Source organism: Curtobacterium sp. LFS079 (assembly GCF_047977865.1).
In the GTDB taxonomy this organism is placed as follows: Bacteria; Actinomycetota; Actinomycetes; order Actinomycetales; family Micrococcaceae; genus Arthrobacter.
In genome coordinates this window covers 22641-35797 of record NZ_JBFPFO010000013.1, presented here as the reverse complement: position 1 = coordinate 35797, position 13157 = coordinate 22641, and the positions used below count along the sequence as shown (strand labels likewise).

At 65.9% G+C, this 13157-nt stretch carries 10 protein-coding genes; 4 read left to right on the top strand and 6 right to left on the bottom strand.

The features are described from left to right. Positions 1–10: 10 nt before the first annotated feature. Positions 11–1921, top strand: a complete 1911-nt coding sequence (locus tag ACNQPB_RS17175) for a S8 family serine peptidase (RefSeq protein WP_498753633.1) — start codon at positions 11–13, stop codon at positions 1919–1921. Positions 1922–2071: 150 nt separating this feature from the next. On the opposite strand, the gene ACNQPB_RS17170 is transcribed toward ACNQPB_RS17175, so the two are convergent. From ACNQPB_RS17170 to ACNQPB_RS17160, 3 genes are all read right to left on the bottom strand, one after another. Then, positions 2072–3967, bottom strand: coding sequence for an ABC transporter ATP-binding protein (locus tag ACNQPB_RS17170; RefSeq protein ID WP_498753632.1), 1896 nt, complete (start codon positions 3965–3967; stop codon positions 2072–2074). Positions 3968–4055: 88 nt separating this feature from the next. Continuing rightward, the gene (guaB, locus tag ACNQPB_RS17165) at positions 4056–5567 is read right to left on the bottom strand and encodes an IMP dehydrogenase (RefSeq protein ID WP_498753631.1); all 1512 of its coding nucleotides are present in this window, start codon (positions 5565–5567) and stop codon (positions 4056–4058) included. A gap of 192 nt (positions 5568–5759) precedes the next feature. Continuing rightward, on the bottom strand, positions 5760–7844 hold the full coding sequence (locus ACNQPB_RS17160) for an acyltransferase family protein (RefSeq protein WP_498753702.1): 2085 nt from the start codon (positions 7842–7844) through the stop codon (positions 5760–5762). Between the two features lie 152 nt (positions 7845–7996). On the opposite strand from ACNQPB_RS17160, the gene ACNQPB_RS17155 reads away from it, so the two are divergent. The 3 genes from ACNQPB_RS17155 to ACNQPB_RS17145 all read left to right on the top strand — a co-directional run bounded on the left by ACNQPB_RS17155 (position 7997) and on the right by ACNQPB_RS17145 (position 10420). Beyond that, complete coding sequence (locus tag ACNQPB_RS17155) at positions 7997–8971, top strand: DUF389 domain-containing protein (RefSeq protein WP_498753630.1); 975 nt, start codon at positions 7997–7999, stop codon at positions 8969–8971. Between the two features lie 106 nt (positions 8972–9077). Beyond that, positions 9078–9458, top strand: a complete 381-nt coding sequence (locus ACNQPB_RS17150) for a PadR family transcriptional regulator (RefSeq protein ID WP_498753629.1) — start codon at positions 9078–9080, stop codon at positions 9456–9458. Next, entirely contained in the window at positions 9455–10420 is a 966-nt protein-coding gene (locus tag ACNQPB_RS17145) for a hypothetical protein (RefSeq protein WP_498753628.1), read from the top strand. Before ACNQPB_RS17150 ends, ACNQPB_RS17145 begins: the two co-directional genes overlap by 4 nt. Positions 10421–10489: 69 nt before the next feature. On the opposite strand, the gene groL is transcribed toward ACNQPB_RS17145, so the two are convergent. The 3 genes from groL to ACNQPB_RS17130 all read right to left on the bottom strand — a co-directional run bounded on the left by groL (position 10490) and on the right by ACNQPB_RS17130 (position 13096). Beyond that, the gene (groL, locus tag ACNQPB_RS17140; protein ID WP_498753627.1) at positions 10490–12103 is read right to left on the bottom strand and encodes a chaperonin GroEL; all 1614 of its coding nucleotides are present in this window, start codon (positions 12101–12103) and stop codon (positions 10490–10492) included. 81 nt (positions 12104–12184) lie between these two features. Further along, on the bottom strand, positions 12185–12481 hold the full coding sequence (groES, locus tag ACNQPB_RS17135) for a co-chaperone GroES (protein ID WP_070347908.1): 297 nt from the start codon (positions 12479–12481) through the stop codon (positions 12185–12187). Between the two features lie 210 nt (positions 12482–12691). Next, positions 12692–13096, bottom strand: coding sequence for a hypothetical protein (locus ACNQPB_RS17130; RefSeq protein WP_498753626.1), 405 nt, complete (start codon positions 13094–13096; stop codon positions 12692–12694). Positions 13097–13157: the final 61 nt, after the last annotated feature.

The following is a 13157-nucleotide window of genomic DNA, read 5'->3' as shown; positions in this document are numbered from 1 at the left end:
AGGAATTCCCATGGAGAAAACCCCTTCGAGCCGCCGGAAATACAGCGGCCTTGCGTTGTCGGCCGCCGTGCTGGCCGGACTGATGACCGTCGGCGCCGCGCCCGCCGGCGCCACCACACCGTCCACGACCCCCGATGCTGGAACCGGCACAGCCGCAGTCGGGAACGTGCAGCCCGGCGAGCAGTATTCGCAGTTCATCGTGCAATACAAGGCCGGAGCGCAGGGCGCCACCGCAACTGCCCGGGCCAACGCGTGGGGAAAGGCCGCCAAGGAGCTTGGCATCACGCCCCGTGAAGTCCGTGGCCTGGCCACCGGCGCCACGCTGGTCGCCAGCTCAAAGGCCCTGGACGCCCGGCAGTCAGCGAAGTTCATGACGGAAGTGGCGGCATCCGGTGCCGTTGAATACGTCGAACCGGATGCGCGGATGCGGGCAAGCCTGACCCCGAACGATCCCCGCTACGGCGAGCAGTGGGAGTTCACCGGTACCAACGGCATGCGGATCCCGGGCGCGTGGAACACCTCCACCGGAGCCGGATCGGTGGTGGCCGTGATCGACACCGGAATCACCGCCCACCCCGACCTGGACGCCAACATCCTCCCCGGCTACGACTTCATTGCCGACTCCGCGGCAGCCCGCGACGGCAACGGCCGCGACTCCAACCCGCAGGACCAGGGCGACTGGTACGGCATCGGGGAATGCGGCGATACAAGTAGCTCCAATTCCTCGTGGCACGGCACGCACGTGGCCGGCACCATCGCCGCGGTCACCGGCAATGCGACCGGCGTGGCCGGCGTCGCACCCGACGCAAAAGTGGTCCCCGTCCGCGTGCTCGGCAAATGTGGCGGCTTGCTGTCAGACATCGCCGACGCCATCATCTGGGCTTCGGGCGGCACCGTCTCAGGCATCCCGGCCAACGCCAACCCGGCCAAGGTGATCAACATGAGCCTCGGCGGCTCGGGCAGCTGCTCCTCCACCTACCAGAACGCCATCAACAGCGCCGTGGGCCGCGGCACCACCGTGGTGGTGGCAGCAGGAAACGAGGCCTCCAACGCCTCCACCTCGCAGCCCGCCAACTGCGGCAACGTCGTGACCGTCGCGGCCAGCAACAACAGCGGCGGGCTGTCCTACTACTCGAACTACGGCAGTGCGGTCGATCTCACCGCCCCCGGCGGCGATGCGCGCCAGAGCGGCGGCGGCATCCTCTCCACCCTGAACACCGGCACCACCGTCCCGGCTGCCGCCGGCTACGCCTGGTACCAGGGCACTTCCATGGCCACGCCGCACGTCGCGGGCCTCGTTGCCCTGATGAAGGCTGCCGACCCGTCACTCACCCCGGCCCAGGTCGAATCGACCCTCAAGCAGGGCACCCGCCCCATGCCGGCCGGATGCAGCCTGGGCTGCGGCGCCGGACTCTCCGACGCGGCCGCCACCATGGCACTGCTTGGCGGCAGCACGCCGCCGCCGTCGGGCAATGTCCTGCTGAATCCGGGATTCGAATCCGGTGCCGCTTCCTGGACCTCCAACAAGAGCGACACGTTCGAGAGCGGCAGCTCGGCCCGCACCGGCACCGGCTATGCCGCCCTGAACGGCTGGGGCCAGTCCACCACCTACACGCTCGATCAGAAGGTGACCGTGCCAACCGGCAGCGGCGCTGGCTCCCTGTCCTTCTACCTGCGCGTCCTCAGCAATGAAGGCACACTTACGGCCTACGACACCCTCAAGGTCCAGGTGATCGACGGCGCCACCACCACGACCCTGGCCACCTACTCCAACAAGGACAAGGGAAGCAGCTACGTGCAGCGCACGCTGGACCTGTCCGCCTACAAAGGCAAGGCCGTGACCGTGCGCTTCCTGGGCACCGAGGACTACTCGTACTCCACCACGTTCCAGCTGGACGACACCTCGGTGGCGGTTTCCTGACGCACCGGCTGGGTCCGTCATCACTGCATGAAAAGCGAACTGCATGAAATCGCGACGGCGGTGTCCCCACCAAAGGGGGCGCCGCCGTCGGGCTCTCCGGCCACCTGGCGCGATCCCTGCGTCCAAGCCGGCTACGGACCCCTCCAAGCCTCAGCCTTCGTCCCGGGCACTCCCGTCCAGGCTCAGCTGGGATTCGAACATCCGGAAATAGCGACCGCGCAGCGCCACAAGTTCCTTGTGGGTCCCCTGCTCCACGATCCTGCCGTCCTCGAGCATGTACACGATGTCCGCCTTTTCGATGGTTGCCAGGCGGTGGCTGATGGCAATGATCGTGCTGCTGCGGTCGGCGAACAGCCTGGTGAAGATGCGGTGTTCTGCAAGGGCGTCGATCGCGGACGTAGGCTCGTCCATGACCATGAACGAGGCCCGCCGGTAGAAGTTCCGGGCCATCGCGATCCGTTGCCACTCGCCGCCGGACAATCCGCTGCCTTTGCGCCCCCTGGGATCCTCCATCCAGTTGCTCACGTGGTTGTCCAGGCCGTTGGGAAGCTTGTTGATGAACTCCAGGGCTTCGGCATCATGTGCAGCTTTGCGTACCCTGGCGTCGTCCCGGGATTCCTCAACGTCGCCGAAATAGATGTTGTCGGCAGCCGTGGCGAATTCGTACTTGAGGAACTCCTGGCTGAGGACGGCGAGGTGGCGGTGCCAGCTCATGACTTCAAGGGTTGCGAGATCGACGCCGTCGAGCAGGACGTGCCCCGACCCCGGACTGTACAGCCCCGCCAGGATCCGGATGAGGGTCGACTTTCCGGCACCGTTCTCCCCCACGATCGCGATGTGCTGGCCCTGCTCAATGGTGAGGGAAATGCCCTTGATGACCTCGATGTCGCTTCCGGTGTAGCTGAAACGGATATCCCGCAATTCAACGGTTTTAGGCGCGGCAGCCAAAGCCGGTGCCCGGACCGAGTGCACCGGCAGCGACATGAAAACCTCATAGTCCTTCAGGTTGGCAAGGTCCTCGTCGATGGAACTCAACGCCGAGACCAGGTTGTTGGCTGTGGACAGTGCGCGGCTGACGATCTGCTGCACATAGAGGAACTGGCCGACCGGCTGCGCCCGGGCAATGATTTGCCCCACCACCCAGATCAGGGATACGACTTCCGCACCGTACTGCAGGGCGTCCGCCGCCAGCTGCTTGGGGATGTAGCGTTTCTGGAAGTCGAGGCGCCGCCGCTCATCGGCGTCGCGCAGCCGCGAACGCAGCTCCATGAGGAAACCGACGATCCCGTACAGGCGCATCTCGGCGATGTGCTGGGGGCGGATCAGGTTGGTTTCGATCATTCGCCGCTGCCTGCGGGAATCCACCTGGGTGTTCCAGTGGGCAATCTGTTCCCGGGACAGCTTGAACTGCAGGTACACACTGGGAACGATCGCCACCAGCACAATGGCCGCGATCCACCAACTGACCAGCAGCAACGCCCCGATGGCCAGCATTACGGAGACCAGCTGGGTGAAAATGGCGGCGATCCGGTCCAACACCCGGGCATAGGAATCCGAGAAGCGCTTGGCCCGGTCATAGAGATCGACCGTCTCTTTGTCGTCGTAGCGCCAGAATTCCAGGGCGAGGAAACGGTCGTACATGCGGTCGCCCACGATAGCGCCCACCCTGAAGCTCATGAGTGACTGGACATAGCGGTCCACGCTGCTGAAGGCGCCCCAAAACAGGCCGAGCGCCGCGGTGATGATGACGTACAGGACCGCCTTCGGGCCGGCGTCGGGATCCCCCGCATAACCGGCGGCCAGCGCCGTCGTGGTGAGCGACGCGAAATAGGTGGTGACGAGCGGCAGCATGGCCGAAACGAGCGAGCCCGCCACCTTCATGACCACCGCGGCCGGCGATGCCTGGAAGCTCACCTTGAGGACCTGCCCGACGGCGCGGGCGTAAGGCCGGAGCGCGAGCCTGCGGGGCGGGTCCTTGCCGGCTCCGGGAGAACTGCTCAGCCGGACAGAGGCCGGGTGCCGCGGTTCCGCGGACTTTTCAGACATGCCCCCAGCTTAAGCCCGGTTAAACGACCGTTCCCCGCGGATTTCTCCACGGGGAACGGCTGTGTTGATGGGCCTGCGCCAGCTGGGGTCAGCGCGAACCGTAGTTCGGTGCCTCCACCGTCATCTGGATGTCGTGCGGGTGCGATTCCTTCAGGCCTGCGGCCGTGATGCGGACGAACTTGCCGCGGGCCTTGAGCTCGGGGATGGTCGGCGCACCGGTGTAGAACATGGTCTGACGCAGTCCGCCGACCAGCTGGTAGGCCACGGAGGACAGCGGACCGCGGTACGCAACACGGCCTTCGATGCCTTCGGGGATGAGCTTGTCGTCACCGGAAACGTCCGCCTGGAAATAGCGGTCCTTCGAGTACGAGGTGTTCTTGCCGCGGGACTGCATGGCGCCCAGCGAGCCCATGCCGCGGTAGCTCTTGTACTGCTTGCCGTTGACGAAGATGAGGTCGCCGGGGGACTCGTCGCAGCCGGCCAGCAGGGAGCCGAGCATGACGGTGTCTGCACCGGCGACCAGGGCCTTGCCGATGTCGCCGGAGTACTGCAGGCCGCCGTCGGCGATCAGCGGGACGCCGGCCGGGATGGCGGCCTTCGCGGATTCGTAGATGGCGGTGATCTGCGGGACGCCGACGCCGGCAACCACGCGGGTGGTGCAAATGGAGCCAGGGCCAACGCCCACCTTGATACCGTCGGCGCCGGCGTCGATCAGCGCCTGGGCGCCTTCGCGGGTGGCGGCCTGGCCTCCGATGATGTCCACGTGCGCAGCAGCCTTGTCGCCCTTCAGACGGGCAATCATGTCCAGCACGCCCTGCGAGTGGCCGTTGGCGGTGTCCACGAAAAGGGCGTCCACGCCGGCGTCGATCAGGGTCATGGCGCGTTCCCAGCCGTCACCGAAGAAGCCGATGGCGGCGCCGACGCGCAGGCGGCCTTCCTCGTCCTTGGTGGCCAGCGGATACTGCTCCGCCTTGGTGAAGTCCTTGGTGGTGATGAGGCCCTGGAGGCGGCCCAGCTCGTCGACGAGCGGCAGCTTCTCGATCTTGTTCTTCGCAAGCAGATCGGAGGCCTCTTCGCGGCTGATCCCAACGCGGCCGGTGACCAGCGGCATCTTGGTCATCACTTCGCTGACCAGGCGTGAGGGGTACTCGCTCTCGGGAACGAAGCGGGTGTCGCGGTTGGTGATGATACCCAGCAGGCGGTTGTCGCCGTCGACGACCGGCAGGCCGGAAACCCGGTAGCGGGCACACAACTGGTCCAGTTCAAGCAGGGTGGCCTCGGGGCCGATGACCAGCGGGTTGGTGATCATCCCGGATTCCGAGCGCTTGACGCGGTCCACATGGTCGGCCTGGTCTGCGATGGAGAGGTTGCGGTGGATGACGCCCAGGCCGCCCTGGCGGGCCATGGCGATGGCCATGCGGGACTCGGTGACGGTGTCCATCGCGGCCGAAAGGAGCGGGGTCTGGACGACGATCCGCTTGGAGATGCGCGAGGAAGTATCTGCATCGGACGGGATGACGTCCGTGTGGCCCGGCAGGAGCAGGACGTCGTCGTAGGTCAGGCCTACAAATCCGAAGGGATCGTGTTCGGGCTGGGTCATGAGTGCGCCTCTTACCGTGTTTCGTGGGGTCTAAAGGGTAGGGGTTGCAGCAGATGACCAACCCGTCATTACGGGACTGGCCTGTGCAGGTATTGAGTAAATATTAGAACCTCGGGGACGATCCCCATATTCCACGGCGGCAATGTGAGCAAGCACACCCGGCTGCCCGCCGGCGTCGGGCATGCAAAGCGGTTATTTCCACTTGGTGGCGGCAAGCAGCCGCCGCTCGAACATGGGAATCATCGTCTCCACGTAGGTGCGGGTGAGGTGATTTTCGTCCTTGTAGACGTACACGTTGCCAACCACCGCGGGGCAGACACCCTCGGCGCAGATGAAGTCGCTCATATCCATCAGGTAGAGCCGCTTCACCTTCCCGCGGTAGTCATCCAGCGGTGAGGACGCCGCCAGGGACTTCTCCAGCGGGGTGTTGCACTCAGGCGAGTCCGGCCCCTTCTTCTGCACGCACTCGGGCATGTTGATGGCGAAGCGCGGGTTGTCCCGGATGCCCACGATGTCGATGCCGGCATCGGCGAAGGGCTTGATGCCTTCAAGGTATCCGGGGACCTCGGTTTCGAATGGCGCGTCGACGTGCGTCAGGGACGCCACGGTGAACACAGCATCAGGCTTGTGCTCCAGCACGTACGCCGCGCTTGCCTTGTTGAAGTCGTTGCAGTCCTGGGGGCGCTCCGGGGACTCTGCGCCGAAGCGGCAGTTCCCTTTGAAGAGGGTCACGATTTCCCAGCCATGCTCCTTGGCGATCGGCCCGAGGGCAGCCATGTACTGCTGGGCGTGCGAATCGCCGAGCGCCACGATGTGCTTGGTGGGCTTGGCAGCCGGGCTGATCTGCAGGCAGCCCTGGAGCAGCGGATCCGTGGGCACATTGGCCCCCGTGCACACTCCGTCCACGTGCGCCCACTCATCGTCCATGGCCGAAGGCCCGGGAATGATCCTTGCCTCCGGCGTGGGCTTGCCGGCGTTCTCCGGCTTCAGGGCCGCCGCGCCCGGCGTCAGTTCCTTGGGCTGGGCGGCGATGGCGGCGTTGTCCGCGGCGATCATTCCCTGCCAGGCGCTCAGCGGCACCGCGAGCAGGGTGCCGCATGCCGCGATCACGACGGCGGTGCGCCAGGTACGCAGTTCTGGCCACTTCCACTCGCGCAGCGGAGCTTCGACAAAGCGGCTCGTCCCGACAGCCAGGAGCAGGGCGACGGCCAGGATGCCGAGGCCGAGCCCCAGGTCCGGGGCAGTTGCGCCGGTGGCCAGGAGAGTGAAGACCAGCAAGGGCCAGTGCCAGAGATAGAGCGCGTACGAATGGCCGCCGAGCCAGACCAGCGGCTTGGAGCCGAGCACCCGGTCCACTCCGAGGGGGCTGCCGCTCTGCCCGGCAACGATGATCGCGGCCGCGGCAAGGGTAGGCCAGAGGGCAACGAAGCCCGGGAACGAACGGTCGACAGTGAGGAGCAGGCCGCAGGAGAGCATCGCGGCGAGGCCGGTCCAGCCGAGCAGCACCCGCAGCCAGCGACGCGGCGACAGGTACGGCAGCGCCAGGGCCAGCAGTGAGCCCAGGGCGAATTCCCAGAGCCGGGCCCGGGTGTCGAAGTAGGTGTAGGCCTGGTTGCTGGCCGTGTGATCCACCGAGTAGGCCAGGGAAACAGCGAACACCGCCGCGAAAACGATGACCAGCAGGCCACGGTGGCTCAGTCGGCCCAGGGGTGCCAGCGCACCGCGGAACGGCACCTTGCGCAGGAGCGGTACCGCGATGCCCACAGCAGCGAAGATCAGCGGCCACAGGATAAAGACCTGGCCCTGGATAGAGAGCGACCAGAAGTGTTGGAAGGGACTCGCGCCGGAATGGTTCTGGGCGTAGTAGTCGACGGCGGTGTCAGCCAGCTGCCAGTTCTGCCGATAGAAGAGAGTGGCCCAGGCTTCGTTCAGCAGGCTGCCCCAACGGGTCTGCGGCACCAGCATCCACATCCCGGCGAGGACGCCCAGGATCACCACCACCACGGCCGGGAGAAGCCGTTTGAAGACGTGCAGCCAGTGCCCCAGGAGCCGCAGTTCCATGCCCTGCTCAAGCTTGCGGGTGAAGGACAGGGTGAGGAAGAAAGCGGAGATGAGCAGGAAGACATCCACGCCGCCGGAAACCCTGCCGAGCCAGATGTGGTAGCTGGCGACCATGAGGACCGCAAGGGCGCGCAGCCCCTGGACCTCAGGACGGAAATTGCCCTTCGCCCCTTTGCCGCCCTGCTTGGCGGCAGCCTTCGGTGCCGTGTTTCCCATAGTCATGACCTGTACAGATTCCTCAACGCTCGTAACCCTGACCCCTCATGTTACCAATCCGTTACCTGCTGGGGCGAATCGCAAGCAAGCTGATCAAGGCGCGCAACTTAAGCTTGGGCCAGGACTGAGCCGCATACCGACAGGGGGTCCGGGTGATTGTCCAGCTTCGCATCTGCGTCCCGGCAGAGCTGTCCGACGCCGTCGTGAACCAGTGCGTTACCCATGCCGGCACTGCCGAGATCGCCGTCGACAAGGGCTCCTCGGTGATTCCGGCAGGCGACGTCATCACGGTGCAGCTGGCCCGGGAGTCCGTTGAAGGCCTTATGGAGGAACTCCACCGGCTGCGGGTCCCGGAGCTCGGTTCCGTTTCGGCCAGCACGCCCGAGCTCGTGCTCTCGGAGAGGGCGGACAAGGCCTCGGCCGACGCTCCGGGCGAGGGCTCGGACGCCGTCATCTGGGATGAAGTTTCACGGCAGACGGGCGAGGACTCGCGCCTGACCTGGAGCTACCTGGCGTTCCTGGTCATCGCCACCCAGCTGGCGGGCATCGGCATCGTCACGGATTCCACCATCGCGATTGTCGGCGCCATGGTGGTAGGCCCGGAATTCGGCCCGCTCGCGGCGCTGGCCTTCGGGCTCGTGGAGCGCAAGTGGGCGATGGTGCGGGCCGCCGCGGTGGCTTTGGCCGTCGGCTTTCCCCTGGCCATGCTGGTGACGGCCGCTGCCGCCCGGCTCTCCTTGCCGCTGGGCTTGTTCGCGGCCGATGCACTGGACCAGGGCTCGTCCGTGGAGTTCATCTACCACCCCGGCCCGTACTCCTTGATCGTCGCGGGATTGGCCGGCGCCGCAGGCATGCTCTCGATGATCAGCCGGCGCTCATCCGCCCTGATCGGGGTCTTCATTTCGGTGACGACAGTCCCCGCCGCCGGGTACATCGCCGTCGCCCTGGTTATGGGCGAGGCCGGAAAAGCCGCCGGATCGGCACTGCAGCTGCTCCTCAACCTGCTGGGCATCGTCCTTGCTGCGGCGGGAGTGCTCCTCTTCTTCAAATTCACGCAGCGCCGCGCCAAAACCAAGCACCCGGCCGTCCCCAAAAGGCCCGGCGCGCCCCGCCCGCACCGCAGCTAGCCGATACTGGGCAATCGCCGGGGCGGCGCGCCGCGTTTTCACTTTGCACACTATTGCGCATTGCATAGTAGTGTCTGGTGCATACAAGCAAGCGACTGGAGAAACCATGGATTCGACGCAACTTCTCAAGGGGGTCCTGGATGTGGCGGTGCTGGCGGTGCTGAACCGGGAAGACGGGTACGGGTACGACGTCGTCCGGCGGCTCCGCGCGGCAGGACTGGAGGACGTCGGGGATGCCTCGGTTTACGGCACCTTGCGGCGCCTGTACGCGAGCGGCGCCCTGACCAGCTATGTGGTGCCGTCCGAAGGCGGACCGCACCGGAAGTACTACGGCATCAACGAGCACGGCAAATCCATGCTCAGTATCCAGAGCAAGGGCTGGCAGGACTTCGCCCGGAGCATGGGCCGGCTGCTCTCCACCGAACCCGTTCCGGCACTGAACATTCCAACCCAGAACCGCAGCGACACTATGGAGGACAAGAAATGACCAGTTCCCAGACCGTCCCGGCCGTGGTCGCTGCATACGCGGAGGCTGTCCGCCGGGAACTGGGCGACCTTCCGGCCACCGACGTCGAGGACCTTACAGAGGGGCTCGAAGCTGACCTCATGGAACAGTTCGAGGAGTCCGGCGCGGTTCCTGCACTCTCCCCCGCCGCATACTCGGCCGAACTCCGCAGCTCCGCCGGACTGCCCGAACGCAACGCCGGCGCCGCCAGGGGGCCCGGCATCCGGGATACGCTCCGGAATGCCGGCACGGACTTCCTAGCCCGGGTCCGTTCGAATCCGGCGTCCAATGCCGTACTTGGGTTCTTCATCAAATTGCGCCCGGTCTGGTGGCTGCTGCGGGCGTGGGCGATTTTCCAGATCATCACGGTGCCTCTGCTCGGCAACAGAGGGTTCATGCCCCGCGGCGCGGCGGCGTGGGCGTTCATGGTGTTGCTGGTTGTGCTCAGCGTCAGGTGGGGAAGCAGGCCGGCACCGGTAAGTATCCTTCTACGGCGTGCCCTGAAAGCGCTCAACGCGATCTGCGTGGTTTTCCTCTTGGCCATGCTGCCGCCCGTCACTTACCACGCCCTGAGCACCGACACCCCGGCTCCAGCCAGCTACAACCCCGGCTACATTCCGCCACTCAGCGTGAACGGCGCGAGCGTCGAGCATGTCTTTGTCTACGACAAGGATGGAAACGTCCTGCGGGACGTCCGTTTCTACGACCAGAACGGCAGTCCGCTCGATATGCCCCTCCCCGATGGGCTGACCGCTCCGCAACACCTCCCTGCCGGCGCGCAACCGGGCGAGCCGTTCGCCCCGCTGACGCCAAGCCCGTCGGTAACTGAAAGCGGCAGCGGCAGCGCGCCGCCGTCGTCGATTGCTCCTGGTGCGTCCGCAACGCCGTCGGCACCGGCAGGGAAGGCGAGTCCCTCCCCTGCCCCGACGACGAACAGCCGGTAACAACAGCAGAAGGCCCGGTCCCTCAAGGGGAACCGGGCCTTCTGTCACGCCAGGAGGCGCCAGCCGAAACTAGTGGCTGTGGCCTGCGTGTGCGTCTTCTTCCGCGGCCGGCTTCTCGGCGACCAGGGTCTCGGTGGTGAGAACCAGGGCGGCGATGGAAGCAGCGTTGCGGAGTGCGGAGCGGGTGACCTTGACGGGGTCGATCACGCCTGCGGCGATCAGGTCCTCGTACTCACCGGACTTCGCGTTGAAGCCGTGGTTCTCGGGCTGCTCGGATACCTTGGCGACGACGACGTAGCCGTCGAAGCCGGCGTTCTGGGCGATCCAGCGCAGCGGCTGGACCAGGGCGCGGCGGACGATGCCGACGGCGGCAGCCGCGTCACCTTCCAGCTTGTTGACCTGGCGGTCGTCATCCAGTGCCTTGAGGGCGTGGATGAGGGCCGAACCGCCGCCGGAGACGATGCCTTCTTCAAGGGCGGCACGGGTGGAGGACACTGCGTCCTCGATCCGATGCTTCTTTTCCTTGAGCTCGACCTCGGTTGCTGCGCCGACCTTGATGACGCCGATGCCGCCGGCCAGCTTGGCCAGGCGTTCCTGCAGCTTCTCGCGGTCCCAATCGGAATCGGTGCGCGTGAGCTCGGCACGGAGCTGGGCAACACGGCCGGCTACGTCTTCGGCAGAGCCTGCACCGTCGACGATGGTGGTGTTGTCCTTGGTGACCGTGATGCGACGGGCAGAACCGAGGACCTCGAGGCCCACCTGGTCCAGGCTCAGGCCAAGCTCCGGGGAGACGACCTGGGCGCCGGTCAGGGTTGCGATGTCCTGCAGCATGGCCTTGCGGCGGTCGCCGAAGCCGGGAGCCTTGACGGCCACGACATTCAGGGTGCCGCGGATGCGGTTCACGATCAGGGTGGACAGGGCCTCGCCGTCGATGTCTTCGGCAATGATGAAGAGCGGCTTGGCGGCCTGCAGGACCTTCTCCAGCAGCGGCAGGAATTCCTGCAGGGAGGAGATCTTGCCCTGGTTGATCAGGATGAGGGCGTCCTCGAGGACTGCTTCCTGGCGTTCTGCGTCGGTGACGAAGTACGGGGACAGGTAACCCTTGTCGAACTGCATGCCCTCGGTGAGGACCAGCTCGGTCTGGGTGGTGGAGGATTCCTCGATGGTGATGACGCCGTCCTTGCCGACCTTGCCGAAAGCTTCGGCAAGGAGCTCGCCGATCTCTTCGCTCTGGGCGGAGATGGCGGCGACGCTGGCAACCTGGGTGCCTTCGACTTCGCGGGCGTTCGCCAGCAGACGGGCGGCCACGGCCTCGACGGCGACCTCGATGCCGCGCTTGATCTCGCCAGGTGCGGCGCCGGCGGCTACGTTGCGCAGACCTTCCTTGACGAGTGCCTGTGCGAGCACGGTGGCGGTGGTGGTGCCATCACCTGCGACGTCGTTGGTCTTGGTGGCGACTTCCTTGGCCAGCTGTGCGCCAAGGTTTTCGTAGGGGTCGTCCAACTCGACTTCGCGGGCGATCGTGACGCCGTCGTTGGTGATGGTGGGGGCGCCCCACTTCTTGTCCAGCACGACGTTGCGGCCGCGCGGGCCAAGGGTCACCTTGACAGTGTTGGCGAGCTTGTCGATGCCGGCTTCGAGCGAGCGGCGGGCAGCGTCATTGAACGCAAGCTGCTTTGCCATGGTTGTGTCCTTTCAAGACGGAAAACCCGCACCGCGGGCGGCCGGAAATCCGGTCCGGCCTGCGGTGCGGGGTCCAGGGAATTACTTGACGACGATCGCGAGAACGTCGCGGGCGGACAGCACGAGGTACTCGGAGCCACCGGTCTTGACTTCGGTTCCGCCGTACTTGGAGTAGATGACGACGTCGCCGACTGCGACGTCGACCGGCACGCGGTTGCCGTTGTCATCGAAGCGGCCGGGGCCTACTGCGACAACTTCGCCTTCCTGCGGCTTTTCCTGGGCGGAGTCCGGGATGACCAGGCCGGAAGCGGTGGTCTGCTCGGCTTCGAGCGGGCGGACAACAATGCGATCCTCGAGAGGCTTAATGGAGACCGACACTCGGATCTCTCCTTTACGTGAGGTAGTACATGGACTATCAAACCAGGGGTGCCTTGGCGGACTTGCCGTCGTCGCGGTGCCGGCAAGTGCCTGCGGCATGATTAGCACCCTCCGAGGGAGAGTGCTAACTCAGACTCTATGCAAGCGTTAGCACTCGGTCAAGGTGAGTGCCAGCGTTTCGTCCACGGTGAACGGGGTGTAGCGGCGCGGCTACTCGTCGGCGAGGTCGTCGAAGTCCACGTCTTCGCCGTTGTCCCCGTCGTCTTCCTGCACGGAGCCCCGGTTCAGGTAGAGCACCACGCTGCCTGCCAGAGCCGCGACGGCGGAGAGCACCAGCACCACGAGCGCACCGATCCGGACGCCCGAGTAGCTTTCGCGGATGTCCCGGGCCTCGTCGGTGGCGTCCTGGACGCTCTTGCCGGTCATTGAGTAGGTGGCGGCGTTGAAGGAATCAAGGAAGAAGACAATGATCAGCAGGACGATGCAGACGACCGCGATGGCAGCGCCGGCGATCACGGCGGGACGGGCGTAAACGGCAAGGCGGGCAGGAATCCTGCTGCCCGGACGGGGAGTCGGTGTGGGGTCTTCGGACTGGCGGCTGATGCTGTCTTCCATGCAATCAACCCTAGCCGTCCGCCCGCACCGCCGCCCGCTCGCGGGAGAACCCGGGAGAGAA